Annotated in this window: 12 protein-coding genes; 3 read left to right on the forward strand and 9 right to left on the reverse strand. The window is 67.1% G+C overall.

Annotated features, from left to right (window positions below):
* Nucleotides 1-205: 205 nt before the first annotated feature.
* The 3 genes from THPRO_RS13705 (at nt 206) to THPRO_RS13715 (ending at nt 3641) form a co-directional block, all read left to right on the forward strand.
* Complete coding sequence (locus THPRO_RS13705; protein ID WP_052064460.1) at nt 206-850, forward strand: DedA family protein; 645 nt, start codon at nt 206-208, stop codon at nt 848-850.
* Nucleotides 843-2984, forward strand: coding sequence for a DNA helicase RecQ (gene recQ, locus THPRO_RS13710; RefSeq protein WP_065089760.1), 2142 nt, complete (start codon nt 843-845; stop codon nt 2982-2984). The genes THPRO_RS13705 and recQ overlap by 8 nt, the downstream gene beginning before the upstream one ends.
* A 78-nt stretch (nt 2985-3062) precedes the next feature.
* On the forward strand, nt 3063-3641 hold the full coding sequence (locus THPRO_RS13715; RefSeq protein ID WP_038090890.1) for a cytochrome b/b6 domain-containing protein: 579 nt from the start codon (nt 3063-3065) through the stop codon (nt 3639-3641).
* Between the two features lie 11 nt (nt 3642-3652).
* Here THPRO_RS13715 and pelG read toward each other — a convergent pair whose 3' ends face one another.
* The 9 genes from pelG to THPRO_RS13755 are packed head-to-tail and all read right to left on the reverse strand — an operon-like array spanning nt 3653 to nt 15974.
* Nucleotides 3653-5023 carry an exopolysaccharide Pel transporter PelG gene (gene pelG / locus THPRO_RS13720; RefSeq protein ID WP_038090888.1) on the reverse strand — a complete coding sequence of 457 codons (1371 nt, stop codon included), beginning with the start codon at nt 5021-5023 and terminating at the stop codon, nt 3653-3655.
* The gene (gene pelF, locus THPRO_RS13725) at nt 5023-6525 is read right to left on the reverse strand and encodes a GT4 family glycosyltransferase PelF (protein ID WP_065089761.1); all 1503 of its coding nucleotides are present in this window, start codon (nt 6523-6525) and stop codon (nt 5023-5025) included. The genes pelG and pelF overlap by 1 nt, the downstream gene beginning before the upstream one ends.
* Complete coding sequence (locus THPRO_RS13730; RefSeq protein ID WP_065089762.1) at nt 6522-7493, reverse strand: hypothetical protein; 972 nt, start codon at nt 7491-7493, stop codon at nt 6522-6524. Before THPRO_RS13730 ends, pelF begins: the two co-directional genes overlap by 4 nt.
* The gene (locus THPRO_RS17060) at nt 7490-8815 is read right to left on the reverse strand and encodes a PelD GGDEF domain-containing protein (RefSeq protein WP_038090872.1); all 1326 of its coding nucleotides are present in this window, start codon (nt 8813-8815) and stop codon (nt 7490-7492) included. The genes THPRO_RS13730 and THPRO_RS17060 overlap by 4 nt, the downstream gene beginning before the upstream one ends.
* Nucleotides 8812-9345, reverse strand: a complete 534-nt coding sequence (locus tag THPRO_RS17065; RefSeq protein WP_038090871.1) for a hypothetical protein — start codon at nt 9343-9345, stop codon at nt 8812-8814. Before THPRO_RS17065 ends, THPRO_RS17060 begins: the two co-directional genes overlap by 4 nt.
* Before the next feature lie 15 nt (nt 9346-9360).
* Nucleotides 9361-11562 (reverse strand): tetratricopeptide repeat protein, encoded by a 2202-nt coding sequence (locus tag THPRO_RS13745; protein ID WP_065089763.1) that lies wholly within the window; start codon nt 11560-11562, stop codon nt 9361-9363.
* Nucleotides 11445-12173: a tetratricopeptide repeat protein gene (locus THPRO_RS16855; protein WP_038090869.1), complete on the reverse strand. Its 729-nt coding sequence runs from the start codon at nt 12171-12173 to the stop codon at nt 11445-11447. The genes THPRO_RS13745 and THPRO_RS16855 overlap by 118 nt, the downstream gene beginning before the upstream one ends.
* Nucleotides 12170-13153 carry a hypothetical protein gene (locus tag THPRO_RS13750; RefSeq protein ID WP_065089764.1) on the reverse strand — a complete coding sequence of 328 codons (984 nt, stop codon included), beginning with the start codon at nt 13151-13153 and terminating at the stop codon, nt 12170-12172. Before THPRO_RS13750 ends, THPRO_RS16855 begins: the two co-directional genes overlap by 4 nt.
* Nucleotides 13113-15974, reverse strand: a complete 2862-nt coding sequence (locus tag THPRO_RS13755; RefSeq protein ID WP_065089765.1) for a bifunctional glycoside hydrolase 114/ polysaccharide deacetylase family protein — start codon at nt 15972-15974, stop codon at nt 13113-13115. The genes THPRO_RS13750 and THPRO_RS13755 overlap by 41 nt, the downstream gene beginning before the upstream one ends.
* Nucleotides 15975-15976: the final 2 nt, after the last annotated feature.

Here is a 15976-nt window from a genome sequence, read left to right on the forward strand (position 1 = left end):
ACAGTCTAGCCCATGGTTCGGGCGAATGCTAATGGTTTGTGTGAGGGTTTGGCGCCTCTGACAGCGAGCGCTGACGCGGGCTGCAGCCCAATGTATGATAACCGCCTGCCTGCCTGACGCGTGCTCGCCGGCCTCGCGAACCGGACGCGGGAAACGGCATTCCGCACGACCGCCGCCGAGACGCATTCACCGACCGAGCCTTGTTTTGACCGCCCAGTACATACAGCAATATATCGCGGCGCATCAGGCCTTTTTCCATGCCTACGGTTATGCGGCCGTATTCTTTCTGGTGTTGCTGGAGGACTTCGCCCTGCCGTCGCCGGGGGAACTGGTGCTCATCGGCACGGCGCTGATCGCCTCCCAAGGCGGGCTGCAGATTGCGCCCTTGCTGATGCTCGCCTGGCTGGGTGCGGTGATCGGCGACAACATCGGGTTCGCCATCGGATACTTCGGCGGCGCGCGCCTGCTGGTGCGTTACGGCAAGCGCGTGGGCCTCACGCACGAGCGGCTCGACCGGGTGCATCGGTTTTTCGAGCGTTACGGCGGCGAGGTGGTGCTGGTGGCGCGTTTTTTTCAGGGTGCGCGCCAGCTCAATGGCATCGTCGCTGGCAGCGCCGGCATGCCGTGGCGGCGCTTTCTGGTCTACAACGCCATTGGCGCGGCGCTCTGGGTCGGTGCCTGGGGATATGGCGTCTATGCACTCGGCAAGCGGTTTTTCGACTATCTGCCGCTGATCGAGCGTTTTTCCTTCTATCTGGGCCTGACGGCGATCGTGCTGCTGCTGGCCGGCGCGCTCTGGTGGGGTTGGCGACGTGTGCGCCGCAAGGCGATTTGTGATGGCAATGACTGAGCGGCCGCGCACGCGAGCCGAAGCCCTGTTGCACACGGTCTTCGGCTACGAGCGATTCCGTGGCGAACAGGCCGATATCGTGGAGCATGTGAGCACTGGCGGCGATGCGCTGGTGCTGATGCCGACGGGGGGCGGCAAGTCGCTGTGCTACCAGATTCCCGCGTTGCTGCGCGAGGGTGTTGGCGTCGTGGTGTCGCCGCTGATCGCGCTGATGCAGGACCAGGTGGCTGCCCTGCGGCAGAATGGCGTGCGCGCGGCATTCCTGAATTCGAGCCTCAGCGCCGAGGCATCGCGCGAGGTCGAGTCCCAGCTGATGGCGGGCGAACTGGATCTGCTTTACGTGGCGCCCGAGCGGTTGCTGATGCCCCGGACACTGGAGCAGCTGGCCGGAATCCGCGTGGCGCTGTTCGCGATCGACGAAGCCCATTGCGTGTCGCAGTGGGGGCATGACTTCCGCCCCGAATACATCCGGTTGTCGATGCTGCATGAGCGATTTCCCGAAATACCCCGGATCGCGCTGACGGCAACGGCGGATGAAGCGACCCGAGAGGAGATCGTCGAGCGACTCGGTCTCGATGCGGCGCGGGTGTTCGTCAGCGGTTTCGACCGGCCGAACATCCGCTATCGCATTTCGGAAGAGAGCGGGGACGCGCGCCAGCGCCTGCTGGGATTCATCCGCGAGGAGCATGCCGGCGAGGCCGGTATCGTGTATTGCCTATCGCGCAAGCGTGTGGAAGCGGTGGCCGAGTGGCTGTGCGCGAAGGGGCTGGACGCGCTGCCCTATCATGCCGGCATGCCGGCCGAGCAGCGGCAGGCGAATCAGTCGCGCTTCCTGCGCGAGGAAGGCGTGATCATGGTTGCCACCATCGCCTTCGGCATGGGTATCGACAAGCCGGATGTGCGTTTCGTCGCGCACCTCAACCTGCCGCGCAGTCTCGAAGCCTACTATCAGGAAACCGGTCGCGCGGGCCGCGACGGCCTGCCGGCCGATGCCTGGATGAGCTATGGCTTGCAGGATGTCATCACCCTGCGGCAGATGCAGGCCGGTTCCGAGGCCGACGAGACGCGCAAGCGGCTCGAACGCCACAAGCTCGACGCCATGCTGGGCTTGTGCGAACTGACGGGCTGCCGTCGCGAGGCCCTGCTCCGCTATTTCGGCGATGTGCTTGAGGCGCCCTGCGGTAATTGCGACAACTGTCTGTCGCCGCCCGAAACCTGGGATGCCACGGTGGCGGCGCAGAAAGCGCTGTCCTGCGTGCACCGCACCGGGCAGCGATTTGGCGTGAATCATGTGGTCGATGTGCTGCTCGGCCGAGACAGCGAGCGCATGCGCTCGCTGGGGCACGACCGCCTGAGCACCTACGGTATCGGCAGCGAGCTGGATACCGCCGGTTGGCGCGGACTGTTTCGTCAGCTGATCGCGCGCGGCCTGCTGACGGTGGACCTGCAGGGACACGGCAGTCTGCTGCTCACCGAGGCGAGTCGGCCCGTGCTGCGTGGCGAACAGCGCCTGCATCTGCGCGTGCAGCGCGTGACGGCCGCGCGGCGCCCGCGGACGCGTGCGACGGCGGATGCCGACTTCTCGGACGCGGCAGACGCGAAGCTCTGGGCAGGACTGCGCCAGCTACGCCAGCGCCTGGCCGAATCCCAGGGCGTGCCGGCCTATGTGATTTTCCATGATGCCACCTTGCGGGAAATGGTCGAGGCGCGGCCGGACACGCTCGCGCAACTGGGCGAGCTGGGTGGCGTCGGCGCACGCAAGCTCGAGGCCTACGGCAACGATGTTCTGGACGTCGTCCGCGCGCATGCCGACGACGAGGCGCGGCCGGCGCCCAGCGTCGACGAGACCCTGATGCTGTTTCGCGCGGGCATGACGGCTCCCGCGATTGCCGAGCGCCGTGAGTTGAGCCAGTCCACGATCTACGCCCATCTGGCCGAGGCGGTCGCGCGCGGCGAGATCGAGCTGGGCGAGGCGGTGGGCCTGGACGAGGCGAGTATCGCGCGGATCCGCGAAGCCTTCTCGACGCACGGCGGCGAACGCATGAAGCCGGTCTACGAGGCGCTGGAGGGGTGTTACGATTACGGCATCCTGCGTTGCGTGCGTGCCCACATGACCTCGATCAAGCGCGCGTGATCTCCGGCGGGAACGCCCTTGTCGCGCGATCGTCGTAATCATATCCGAACATGATCGGGCGGGTGCCAGGAGGCGACAATGGACGCGGCTGCACGGTGGGACGGTTTCACCCGGGTGTTGCATTGGGGTCTGACCTTGTGCGTGACGTTCCAGTTGTTCAGCGGTCTGTGGATATCGACGCCGGGCACGTTGCTGTATTTCCACTGGCATGAGTACATGGGCCTGGCTGCCGCGGCGGTGATTCTGATGCATTGGATTTGGAGTTTTTCGCACCGGGATCTGGGGCTGCTCTTTCCCTGGCATGCCGCCGGCCTCGCACGGGTCGGCGGCGAGATGGCCGGCATGCTGCGCGGGCGATTGCCTGCCGCCGGTCCGCAGATCGGCCTGTCCAGTTTCGTGCATGGGCTGGGATTGCTCGCGATGACGGGCATGGCGGCAACAGGCGTCTTGTTGTTCATGCTCATTCCCGCGCGGCTTGGCGGACTGGCCGATGGCCCGCACCCGGCGGCGATCACCAGCCTGTCGCTCATCCACCGCTATCTTGCCTATCTCGCCTGGACCTATTGGTGCGGCCATGTCGGATTCGCCGTGCTGCATCAGCTGCGCGGTGCCCGCGTTTTCGGCGGGATCTACCTGGGGCGGGCGGAGCGCCCTTGAGTCGGTCAGGGTCAGCGGAGCATGAAGGTCTCGTAGTTCAGCCGGTCCAGCGTGCGGTCGGTGACCGTCAGGGCGACGAGCGCGGTGAGCAGCATCGCGGCGGCGAAGCCATAGCCGTAGAAGTAGGGGCCGAGCATCAGGCTGACGGCAGTGAACAGGGCGTTGGAGCCGAACATCAGCAGCGCGACCAGGGCCGCGGCCCGGGTACGGTCAAGGTAAAACAGGATGTTCAGACCTGCCATCACGAGCAGCTGCAGCATGACGCCCAGCGAATCGAGCAGCAGCAGAGGTTCGAACAGCGGGGAGATGCCGAGCAGCCGCAGGATGTGGCCGCCGAAGACGATGAGCAGCAGCAGCGTCATGCCCTGCACCTTGAGTATTCCGAACAGACCTTCGCGGGCGGCGATGACCATTTGCGTTCGCTGATCGCGGATTGCGGACAAGGCACCACCGTTGCGGACCGCGTTGTAGTAGCGGTCGTAGGCGTGCACGAAGTCGACCTCCATGCGCAGCAGGAATACCGCCATGCCGGGGATGATGGTGAAGTAGGCAAGGAAAATCGGGGTGTCGTAGATGGCGGAGGCATGCAGGGTGCCGATCACGGTGCTGCCGGTGCCCGGCCATAGCCAGAACATGATTTTGTCTATCCACACGCCGAGGTTGAAGAACAGGCCCGCGGGGAACAGCCAGGCGTGCAGCCGGCCGGGCTGGAAGAAATCGAATTCGACGAAACGGGTGGGGGGATACTCGCGCCAGATCAGCGCGAACATGCCGACTGCCAGCAGAATCTGTCCCAGGACGAAGCCTGCGAGCAGGCCTTCCAGTCCCCAGGGCCGCAGCCACAGCCCGCTGGCCACCGCGCTGCCGTAGCCCAGTGCATACAGCGTCAGCACGGCGGTGTATTGCTTGAGTCCCGACAGCAGCACGGTCAGCACCCAGATGACGCATAGCAGCAGGCCGCCCAGGATCATCAGCAGCCGGTAGGCGGCGGAGGTGCCCGGCAGCAGCCACAGGCTGGCGGCGATGGCGAGCACGAAGGCGGGCAGCAGGGCGATGAACAGCAGGCCGATCAGGTTGGGTACGACCCGTCGCGGCTCCTGTGCGAACAGGCGATCCGCCACATAGCGGGTGAACAGCAGCTGCAGTCCGCCGGTGTAGATCAGGCTCAGGGCGATCAGCCAGGTCACGCTGACCTGGAACTGCGTGATCAGGCCGGGCGGGATGACGACCCCGAGGCTCATGAAGCCGAGAATCAGGATGGCGAGAATCGAAAGCACCCAGGGGCCGGAGCCGATGACGCCGGCATAGGCGTAGGCGCGCAACAGTCCGAGGTAGGTCTCGCTGTCCGCGAGACGGCGCAGTTCGAAGCCAATGCCGGCCATCAATCGTCTCCCATGCGTTCGCGGAACAGCGCGTCGAAGCGTTCGATCATCTGGGTCTTGTCGTAATAGCGTTCGGCGCGCGCCACCGCCGCGCGCGCCGCCGCGGCATAGGCCGCGGGATCGTCCAGCAGTGCCTGGCAGGCCGCCGCCATGGCCTCGGGGTCGGCCAATCCGACAATGCGGCCGGCCGTGCCGAGCGGCGGGTTTTCGTCCGGTCGACCGTGGACGAGCTCGGGGCAGGCGCCCACCTCCGTCGCCACCAGCGGCAGGCCGGCTGCGAAGCCCTCGATGGCGGCCAGCGGCAGGCCCTCGCTGATCGAACTCAGGACCAGCAGCCCAACCTGGGGCAGCACGTCCTCCAGGTAGCGAAATCCGAGGAAGCGCAGGTGATTGCCGAGATCGAGTACGTCCGCGAGCTCACGGCATTCGGCGGTGTATTCAGGATCCTCGTCCTGTGGCCCCACGATCCAGGCCTCGATGTCGGGCCGACGGTCGCAGAGGATGCGGGTTGCCCGGATGAAGGTCTTGATGTCCTTGATCGGCACGACCCGCCCGAGCAGACAGATGACGGGAGGAGGCGGCGCGCCCGGCGCGCGACGCAGACGGGACAGGCGTTCGACGTCGATGCCGTTGGGGACGACGCGGCAGCGCGAGGCATCGGCACCGTCCCTGACCTGCTGGGCGGATGCCGCATTGAACAGGCTGATGATCGGATCGGCGCTACGGTAGGCCTGCCGTCCCAGCACCTCGAAGAATCGGACCCACAACTCGCGCAGGTAGCTGATCTCGGTCGGATCGCGCTGCAGGATGTTGCGGCTGTCGTGGATCCATTCGGCCTTCATGAGATCGATGCGGCGTTCCTTGGTGTAGATGCCATGTTCCATGAGGACGAAAGGGCGCTCCTGCCGTTGTGCCGCCAGGGTGCCGAGGAATCCGGCATAGCCGGTGGACGGGCTGAAGAACAGCCGTGAGGGCGGCAGGGCGGCTGCGGTCCTCGCGAGTATCCACAGCGGCGCATGCAGGTTGCGCACGCTCCAGAAATAATCGACGAAGGAGGGTTCTGCGGCCACATTCTCGTATTGTTCGGTGATGTAGTCCCAGGCGGCTTCGCTGTAGAGGAAGGCTCGTTCGCCGAATGCGCCGTCATCGTCGAGATAGGCCTCCGGCGACAGCGCCTGGCCGTCGGTCGTGCGCAGCCGTTCGTGCAGGGCTGCCATCTGTTCGCGGGCGTGTGCGGGTAGCCGCGGCGGCTTGATCGGATTGCGGCCCTCTGCGTCCGGGTTGAACAGAAAATGGGTTTCGAGGTGTACGAGATTGGACGGCAAGGTGTAGAGAATGTCGCCGTAATCCTGTCGACGCGAGCCAAGAAACACCGCTGCGAAGCGCAGGTGGGGCAGACTGCCGATCAGCGCGTGCACCCAGCTCGATACGCCGCCCTTGATGTAAGGGTAGGTGCCCTCGAGCAGCAGTGTGACGTCGATTTCCGGCTGCGCACGGCTCATGTCTTCGATCTCCAGCGCTCGGCGATCCGGCCTACCACCGGTAACTCGGTGAACAGGGAATTGCGTGCGAAAAGCGCCCGAATGGCGGCGTAATCGCGATTTCTCCAGGCGATTTCGGCCAGATAGGGCAGCACGCGCCCGGGTGGCGCGCCTGCTTCGAGCGCGCGCGCGTACGTCGCGGCCGTCCGTTCGGCTCGCGGCGATCGCTGCAGCAGGCGCCCTTCGATGCGCAGTAGGCGCGGCGTGTCGCCCAGGTTTTCCCGCGCGGCTTCTAGATGGCGCTGGCAGGCGGCCTGGTGATGCCTCGACATGCCTTCCCGTGCGAGTCCCATGTAAAGCAGTTCCTGGTGCAGTTCCGCGAGTTCGAGGCGCAGCGGCCCGGATGCGTGATCGGGGGTTTGCGGCAATACGCCTTCGAGGCGCCGGATCATACGGGTGATGTCCGACTCGCGCTGGTCGATCAGGGCGTGGGCGAGCAGGCGAAGATGTTCGTCGGGGTGGCGCAGGGCTTCGCGCAGCAGTTCGGTGGTGTTGGCGCTGCGCTGGTTTTCGATCGCCATCAACGCGCGCGCGCCCTGGGCGGAGCCTGGATCGAGATTGCGCAGACGGGCGATCGCCCCGCCGACGCCGAAATGACTCGGTTCACTAGGGATTTCGGGGGCGAACGCCGGCGAACTGATGTAGTTTGGCTGTTGCGGTGCGCGCGATTTTTCCAGCCGGGGCAGCACGACCAGCATCACGAGCAGCAGCAGCGGACCCAAAATCGGGATCAGGGTGCCCATGGCCGTCAAGGTGGCGTAATCGATGACGGGGTGTCCACGCAGGCGCGCGGGAATCAGGCGTCTTGCCGGCAGGGCGATCAGCAGGCTCAGCAAGGTGTTGATGAGCAGCAGGCCGAGTACCAGCGGTCCCGCCGTGGATCCGCTGGGCGTCAGCCAGTCGTGCAGCGACAGCAGTGAGGCATTCATGCGGTCGGATCCTGCCCCAGGACGGCTTGCAGGACCGTATCGGGATCGATGGTCTCGATGGGGTGAACCTCGGCGACCCAGCCGGCGTCGCTCAGCGAGAGTCCGAATTGATCCTGCGACAGCGCGTCCACGCGGGCCACGAAACCGTGTGCGCCCGCCGAGCCACTCAGCGGCAGCAGGGCCAGCAGGCTGGGAGCATCCTCCGCTAGCGGGTGCTGCCAGTACTGGTCCAGCCCTCGCCGCATCGACAGGATCAGCAGCAGCAGCTCGGTATTCGGTTGCGCGGCCTTCGGACGGAAAAGTACCAGCGTCGATTGCGCACCGACCCGGGCACGCAGGTGGCATATCTTGTACAGCTCGTGCGCGAAGGTGGCGGGACAGCGTGGATGGCGTTTCAGCAAGCCGCCGGCATCCCGCTGGGCGGCTGCCTCGTCGGCGAAATATTCGAGGATGGCGGTTGCCGTCAGCAGATTTTCCTCGTCGAGGGCCAGCAAGGGCATGTCGCTGACCACCAGCAGGCCGATGCGGGAACCGTCCGCGGTGATGATCGGTATCACCAGCCGGTATTCGCCCGCCAGCCCGTCGACGATCTGGTCGACGCTGAAGTAGGCGGCTTCCTCGCGTTCGAGCGCGAGCACGACCAAGGGATCGTCGGCATTGAACGCACCGTCCTGCCCAATCCGCGCAAGCGGAGGGGCGCTCAGTTGCCCGCCCTCGAAGGCGTAGAGCGAGGCGGACTCGATGCGGCAGTAGTGCGCCAGCAGTTGGAGCAGGGCTTGGCCGGCTTCGGGCGTGAGGTGCGAGCCGTTGTGTTGCAGTTCCGTGCGCACGGCTTCGAGTGCCCCGCGCAGGCTGACCGGCCGGGTGATCAGGGTTTCCTCCAGCCGATCGTGCGAGATGCGCGTGACGTAGAAGGCGCGGGTCAGTGATTCCAGGCGGTTCTCGCTGTAATAGAGGCGCGCCTCGGCCTGGCCCAGACGGCCGTGCCAGAGTGTGGCGTACTGACCGCCGATCAGGCTGACGAGCATGCCGCCGACGATCTGGGGCAAGGCCATGGCCTGATTGCCGAGGCCGAGTTCCGGCAGCCACAGGCCGCCGACGGCCAGGATGCCGCTGGCGGCCAGCGCCGGACCGATGCCGTAACGCAGGCCGATGAGCAACGGCGCCAGCCACAGCCAGGGAAAGCCGCCGATATCGAAGGGTGCGTTCGGGCTCAGGAGGTGGCCCAGCCACAGTGCCGCGAGCGGCAGCAGCAGAATTTCCGCGATGGGTCCCGGGCCGAGCCGGCCCAGGCGCGCGGTGTGGCGGCGGCGCAGATTCATCGCGGCCGCAGACGATCGATGAGCCGGTTGAGGGTCTTCTGCGCAAGCACGGCGATGCCCTCGCGGCTGCCGCCCGTGGCAGCAGCCGTGCCGCTCCACAGCGTATGGCCGTTTTCCAGATCCACCAGCCGCAGCGTGAAGCCTACCGCCGGCTGACCGTCCAGCCCGACCTTGTAGCGCCACTCGTCCACGCTGCCGAGCAGCGCGTAGCGCAGATGTTGAGTGCGGGCCCAGGCCAGCGCGGCCGCCTGTTCTGCCTCGCCATTGTGCAGCGGGAGCGCGGCATTGTCGGATGCCGGCGGCGGCAGCCGCACCTGGTGCACGCCATGGCTGACCAGCAGCGCCGCGAGCATCTGTTGCGCGCGTGCGCCGGCGTACGGCGTAGCCGTATTGTTCACCAGCGCGGGCACGGCCCAGCCGGTATCCGCCACGGTGGTGGGTTTGGGGCTGGTGTAAAGACTGGATGTCGCACAGCCGGAGAGCAGAATCAGGCTGAAGAGCGTCAAAAGACCGACGATTCTTGGTTTCATGAGGGCATCCCTTGTTCAGTCGATTGGTTTGAAATAGTAGCGGTAGCTCAGGGTCAGCGTTTGCGTGGTGCTGCCGGTTGCGCCGAGGTTGGTGCCCAGCTGGAGGCTGAGCGCAAGATGGTCGGGGCCGGCCACGGGCAGGGCGACGCCGGCAGTGGCCAGATAACCGGGCCCGTAATCGCTGTTGGCACACACGTTGGCGCTGGCGAAAGGCCGCAGGAGCGGTGTGTAGTCCTGTTGGTAACGGTCGTTGAAGCCGCCACCGACGCAGGCCTGCGCGTAGTCGCGTGGAATGAAGAAGCCGACGTCCGGTGTTTCGCCTGCGGGGACCAGCGCCGCGAGCTGGGCGGGCAGCCGTGCGGCGCGACGGAAGCGCGCGCCGCTGAGGCTGGCGCTGATGCGCAGGCTGGGGGGCGAGAGCCAGAGTCGGTGCTCGACGTCGAGGCTCAAGGCGGTGATGCCGCCCAGGTAGCCGCCGCCCTGTGCCCGGTATTCGCCGGTGTGGAAGCTGCCGTACAGGGCGTTGCGGGGGGTCGGTTCGAAGCTGGCGGTCAGCTCCAGCCGATCCTCCCTGGCGCCGATCTGCAGCGGTACGCTGGCGCTGGGCGTGGCGCCATAGGCGAGGCTGGCAGTAGTCGACAGCCGCCGGCTCCAGCGGTATTCCCAGCCGGCGCCGGCGGTCAGATAGCCGGCGAGGTTGCGCCCGCCGCCGAGGCTGGCCGAGAAGCTGCCGCGCCGCAGGGTGCGGGTCAGCGCCAGCTGGGCTTGCCGACTTGCGGTCGGCGGCGGGCCGAGCAGGCTGTTGTCGTAGGCGGATTGCGCACCGAGATCGACGCGGCCGGCGAGCGCAAGCCCGGGCGTCAGCCAATGGCGCGTGGCGAGATGCGTGTCGATCAGGCTCAGGCCGCTTGCGCGCATCAGTGCGAGGCCGGTGCCGATGCGGTCGCTGCCGGCCAACGCCAGCGGGCGGAATGCGGAGAGCGCGTCGTAGGCGTCCGACCGGTCGCGCAGGTCGTCGAAATAGAGCTGCGTGGCCAGCGGCGTCCAACCGAGTGTCGAGGCGGCGTTGGCGGCATCCTGCACGGGCAGGGCGTCGAGATCGTGGCTCAGCAGGGCCGCGGCGCTCGAGGCATCGTCGGCGCGGAGCGCGAGTGACAGGCGCGCCCATGCGGGCAGGGCGTTGCTTGGGCCGTATGCCTGCTGCCGCCACAGCCGCGCGCTGTCGTCGGTATCGAGCTGCAGGGTCCATGCGAGTACCTCGGCGCGTGCCTGCGCACTGCGAGGCTGGCGCGCAAGCTTCGCGATCCACTTGCGGGCAGGGTCTCCGGGCAGCAGCTGGGTGGCCAGGGATGCGAGCAAGCGGTCCCGCTGTATGGCGCTGGCGTGAGCGGGGGTGTCGGGGCGAGCGGCGAGGTGCTCGAAGACATGGCGCCGCAGCCGTCGTGCGATTAGCGGATGGCCGGCCTGTTGCGCCGTGTCCGCGTAGGCCGCGAGCCAGGCCGGATCCCCGGCATGGCGCGACCACTGCCGGTCGAGCAGCGGCAGGGCGTGTTGCGGCTGGCCGATAAGGGCGTAGCCGGCGGCCATCGGCGACCACAAGGTGGGGTGGTCGCCGGCGCTCGAGGACAGTTTCGGCAGCAGTGCGGAAAGCGTCTGCCTGTCGTGATGGTCGACGAGCATCCACAGGTCGTCGGCCCATAGCTGGTCGTCGTCGGGACTGATCGCCAGCGCGCGAGCGTAGGCGGCCTGCGCCGCATTCAGCTGGTTGCGGCTGGCATGCAGCGCCGCGAGTCCTGTCCAGTAGCCGGGGAGCCGTTGCAGTCGATCGATTTCGTTGGCGGGGAGTCCGTCATAGGCTTGCGTCAGCCAGGCCGGTTTGCCGGCGGCGACGGCGGCGGCCACGGCATTGAGGAAAAGATCGGGCTGATGCGTGCGGCGCCAGCCGACTAGGGCGATGTCGAAGGCCTGCTTCGGTGCCTGGTGCAGCTGAGTGAGGTAAAGGCGCCGGTAATCGTCGGGCTCTGCGGTGTCGGCGTCGTAGAGCACCCGGCTGGCCTGGGCGGCCACCCGGTAGTCGCCGAGCAGCCAGGCGAGACCGCTCAGCGTGCGCCAGTAAGCGGTGTCCTGCGGCGTGGCCAGGGGGCGGGCATCCTGCAGGCTGGCGTAGGCGCCTTGATAATCGCCGCGCAGATAGAGCAGGGTCGAGATCTGCAGCATGACCTTCGGCTCGGGGCCGTAACGGCGGCTGTAGCTTTCGAGTGTGCGCAGCTCGCGCTCGGGTTCGCCCAGCTCTGGTGGTAGAGCACGGCCTGTTCCCACAGGAAGAAGCGCCGTGGGTGTTTGCGGTCTGCCGCCTGCAGCAGCTGCAGCGCCCGTGCGTAGTCGCCGAGTTTGAGCAGTTCGCCGATCAGGCCGGACCAGAGACGCTCGTCGTACGGCCGCGCACGCAGCTGGATACGCATGAGCGGGATCGCGCGTGTCGGATCGTCGAGTCCTTCGGCCAGGCCGAGCGCCTTGCCGAGATATTCGTGACGGTGGGCGTGCGTCACCAGCCAGTAGTAGGCTTCCAGCGCATCCCGCGCATGGTCGCTTTGTTCCGCTGCGGCGGCCAGCCGTTGGTGCCAGAGGATGCTATGCGGCCGTGCGGCGACGGCGGCGCGCGCCAGCCGGTAGGCGGATTCGACGTCGCCATTGCCGAGAAAGGCCTGCCAGGCGAGTTGCCAATCCGCGGCATTGTAGGCGGCGGACGGCAGGGGTTGGGCGTGCAGCGCGGGGGCGCCTAGCGCCAGCGCCAGCGCCAGCGCCAGCGCCAGCGGTGCGCGCCTCATGGTCGCGGCTCCGGCAGCCCGACCAGACGGCGCGCATAGCGGGCGGCCAGATGGGGGCGATCGGCCGCCAGCGCGAGGCGCGTCAGTCGCCGCCAGAGCGAGCGGTCGGGCACGATGTCGGGCAGCAGCGCGCCTGCGAGATCGAGTGCTTCGCCCGGTTTGCCGGCGGCAAGATAGGCGTGGATGAGGCCGTCGAAGGCCTGGCGGCGCTCGACGGGAGAGTTCGCGAGCCTGAACCAGCGGCGTGCGTAGTCAGTGGCCTCCAGCGGTTCGCCCGCCTGCATGCCCAGTTGGAACAGACTGTGCCAGAGGGCGGCTTCGTCGGGTATGTGGCGGGCCTGGCGCACGGCGAAGCGCAGCGCGGCTTTCGGATCGCCGGAAGCGAGCAGGCTGTTGATGCCGAGATGCAGGGCACGCAGCTTGTCGCCGGGAGTGGTTGCACGCACCAGCGCGGCATCGCTGAGTTCGGCGGCGGTTTCATACAGGCCGAACCCCAGGCTTATGTGCGCCTGCACCAGCAGCTCGGAAGTCGAAAGTCGGTGGGCGGTTTGCAGTACGCCTGCGCGATAGCGTGTGATCGCCTGCTGCCGGGCCGCCGTGCCCGGCTTCGCCGCCAGTAGCGCGGCGCGAAGGATATCCAGGCGCAGCAGCGCCACGCTTGCCGGCGTGTCGGTCGAGGCTTCCGGCCAGGACTCGAGCGCGCGCCGCGCCAGCGCCAGGTCGCCGACCTGAAGGGCCTTGCGTGCGAGCAATGTGTGCAGGGCTACGTCGCTGGGGCTGGCGCGGGTCATCAGCGTCAGGTAGATCAACGTCGCCGCGCTGACGTTGTGCCCGTTGGCCAGTTGGCGATTCAGGTTGGCCTTGGGGAACAGGAACACGAAGGCCGCCAGCGTGCCGATGAGCAGGCCCGCCGAGAACCACGGCGAGGCAAGGCGCTCCCTAGCGGGCTGGGCAGACGGTAGCGATATCGGCGCTGGCATGCGGTATTCGATAGTGCGTGAATTTGCCCTGGCGTTGTCCCTTGGCGGGGCGCCCGTCGACCTCGACCTTGCAGCCTGCCGCATGCCCCAGCGTGAACTCCAGCGGCGCGACCACTGCGGCGAGTTTGAGCCTGAGCGAGCCCGTGCCGACGGCAAGCCGTTCGGTCAGCCCGTTGGCGCTGCGCAGGTAGGGCGTGGCGGGCGGATGGGCGGACAGTACCAGGCGGGCGTCGCCGCCGGGTCCCAGGTGGATGTAGCGGGCCTTGCCGTGATCGTCGAAGCCGGCGACGTTGCGGCTTGCAGCCATGTCCGGGTAGCCCATGGAAACCGGAATGCGCAGCGTCCGGTCCATGCCGTAATTGCGGATCAGGTAGCTGTCGCCGTCGCGCGCGATCGCGGCGTGTTCGAATCCGAGTGCGATATGCGAATAGGTGGACGGGAAGACCGGCGTGGTCTTCTGCGCGAGTGCCCAGCGATAGACGATGTGCAACGATTCGAGTGCGCAGGCGCGCGCGCCGGAATAGAAGTGATAGTAAATGTCGATGGGGCCGAGCCGGCGGGGCTTGTCGGTCATCTCGAAGGTCTGGATGACCTTGCGGTAGCCGCAGTAGGGCGGTTGCCAGCCGTTGGTGTAGGTGTCTTCGTTGGCATCGGGTGCGAAGACCTGGAAATGATCGCCCTTCCAGACGCCGAGCGGCGCGACGTTGGTCAGCGAGGGGCGTGCGCGGTCGATGGTGCTGTTGAGGCCGTTGATGTTCATTACGCCGGCGGCGTAGGCCAGCGAGAGCGCTTCGGCATCGGGGTCGGTGTCGCCCGACCATTGCATGATGCGTACGCGCTTGCCGGGCGGCGCGAGCAGGCGGTTGATGATGTCGATGGAACCGTCGACCTCCATTTTGGGGCTGAACCGGTAGCCGGGTACCGGGAGGTTGTAGCCGTATTTGAGGTTGTCGGTCCGTACGTAGCCGCGTTCGTCGCGCGCGTCGTTGCCCTGTTTGCCAAGATGCAGGCCGGCCGAAAGCCCGGGGTCGCGCTCGAGCGCGGACCAGTCGAAGGGGTGGGAGTAGGTGTGGGAGCCGATTTCGACCCACGGCAGGCTGAATATCTCGCGCGCCACCGGACGCAGGCGGGCGACTTCGGCGGCCGGATAGAGTCCATCGTCGACGAATTCCGAGGCGATCACGGAGGCCGCGGTGGGGACGCGGTAACGCTTGAGCACCTGATCGAGAATCACCTTCGAGGCCAGCTGGTCGCGGTAGCGATAATCCCAGGAGCCGGAGGCGAAGCCGTCGCCGTCGATTTCGGCGAACAGGAGGCGCCGGCCGTTCGCGGTGGTGGTGTCGGGTGCCGGCATGGGCGGCAGGCGCAGCGCGGCCGCGAACAGGCGGAAGGGGTCGATCACCCAGCTGCTCTGCCGCATGTCGCTCGCCAGGCTGCCCTGCGGCAGGGTTTGCACGACGTAGGGCGAAAGCGCGTATCCGCCCCAGGGCGTGATGGCCACGGCGGTTTCCCGGTGCCCGTCGACCGCGATGTCGAGTAGCGGGCGCCCTTTCGCCAGGCGCAGCGGCTGAAAATCGGGCGCGTTCGGCAGGGCCGGGCTCTCGAAGCCGACAAAATCAGGGTCCGCGTGCGCGATGCTGGCCTTGAACAGCCCGTTCGGCGCGGTGCCGGCCTCCAGGCCCAGCGGCGCGAGATGGGGGACATCCATCGGGAAGCCGAATTCTCCCAGAATCAGGACCGGCACGCCGGCCGCCATCTGGCGGCGCAGCCAGGCGTAGACCTTGCCGGCATTTTTGAGTCTGTCGGCGTTGAACCAGGTGACGATGCCCGCGATCTGCCCGGTCAGCGGGCCCTGCGGCAGCGGGTCCAGGGTCACGTCGAGCGAATATGTGGCATAGCCCATGTGATTGAGCGGCATGGCCGCATACCAATTGGCGTTGTTGTGCATCATGTCCTCGTGCCCGGCGTACAGCAGCAGCACCCGGCGTGGCAGCACGCGGATGGCGCCGGTGCCGACGATGTCGAGTGTTGCGTTGGTGACGTAGGGCACGATGCCGTCGGCCGCGATGCGGCGGGCGTCGCTTTCGGCCTGCTGGTGCTGGTCGGGCGGCAGGTAGTCGATGGCGATGGGGACCAGCCCCTCATGCCGTACGGCCTGGAGACGCTGCAGCAGCCAGCGGGTGTCTTCCGCCGGCACGTCGACGTACTGCCCCGTGGCCTGATCCCAGCCGCGGTAGAGCGATTCGGCGGCCACGCCGACGACACCGTCGTCGCGCAATGCGGGCAGGAGTTCGAAGCCGCGGTTGAGGATCAGCTGGCTGTTGGGGGCCAGCTCGTGGATTGCATGGATAAGCGCGATGAGCCCCTTGCGGTAGGCGGCCTGCGCGGCGGGTTGGGTGAGCACCTGCTGGTAGCTGTCGAGCGTGTCCAGAAAAAAACCCGTGAAGCCACGCGCGATCAAGGGCTTGATAACCCGCTCCAGATAGAAGCGGCGGCACTCGGCATGGGCCTGGTCCACGATCCAGCTGTTCCACGGCGCGTCGGTGCCGAGGCGACAGGTCGTGGGGAGGGCGGTCGCCTCGGGTGAGGACTTGTCCACCTCGCCCAGCGAGAGGTAGGCGAAATAGCGCGTATGGGCAGTATCGCTTTGCCGCGGGTCGATGTCCGCGTAGGGCTGCACCACGACCCAGTCGAATGAATGCAGGACGTCGACCGGCGGGTGCTGTCCGTAGAAAAAGGCCACGCTGGGCGGTCCAGCCGCCCAGGCGGGCAGCAGGCAAAGCAGCCATAGGCCAAGACTTGCGGCAATTCTTGCGGGCACGT

Source organism: Acidihalobacter prosperus (assembly GCF_000754095.2).
Classification (GTDB): domain Bacteria; phylum Pseudomonadota; class Gammaproteobacteria; order DSM-5130; family Acidihalobacteraceae; genus Acidihalobacter; species Acidihalobacter prosperus.

Coding starts and splice junctions, on each gene's coding strand:
- THPRO_RS13730 (WP_065089762.1), bottom strand. CDS start 7,493: ATGAATGCCTCACTGCTGTCGCTGCACGACTGGCTGACGCCCAGCGGA.
- THPRO_RS13745 (WP_065089763.1), bottom strand. CDS start 11,562: ATGCTGCAGATCTCGACCCTGCTCTATCTGCGCGGCGATTATCAAGGC.
- THPRO_RS16855 (WP_038090869.1), bottom strand. CDS start 12,173: ATGAGGCGCGCACCGCTGGCGCTGGCGCTGGCGCTGGCGCTGGCGCTA.
- pelF (WP_065089761.1), bottom strand. CDS start 6,525: ATGAGCCGTGCGCAGCCGGAAATCGACGTCACACTGCTGCTCGAGGGC.
- pelG (WP_038090888.1), bottom strand. CDS start 5,023: ATGGCCGGCATTGGCTTCGAACTGCGCCGTCTCGCGGACAGCGAGACC.
- THPRO_RS13715 (WP_038090890.1), top strand. CDS start 3,063: ATGGACGCGGCTGCACGGTGGGACGGTTTCACCCGGGTGTTGCATTGG.
- THPRO_RS13750 (WP_065089764.1), bottom strand. CDS start 13,153: ATGCCAGCGCCGATATCGCTACCGTCTGCCCAGCCCGCTAGGGAGCGC.
- THPRO_RS17065 (WP_038090871.1), bottom strand. CDS start 9,345: ATGAAACCAAGAATCGTCGGTCTTTTGACGCTCTTCAGCCTGATTCTG.
- THPRO_RS17060 (WP_038090872.1), bottom strand. CDS start 8,815: ATGAATCTGCGCCGCCGCCACACCGCGCGCCTGGGCCGGCTCGGCCCG.
- recQ (WP_065089760.1), top strand. CDS start 843: ATGACTGAGCGGCCGCGCACGCGAGCCGAAGCCCTGTTGCACACGGTC.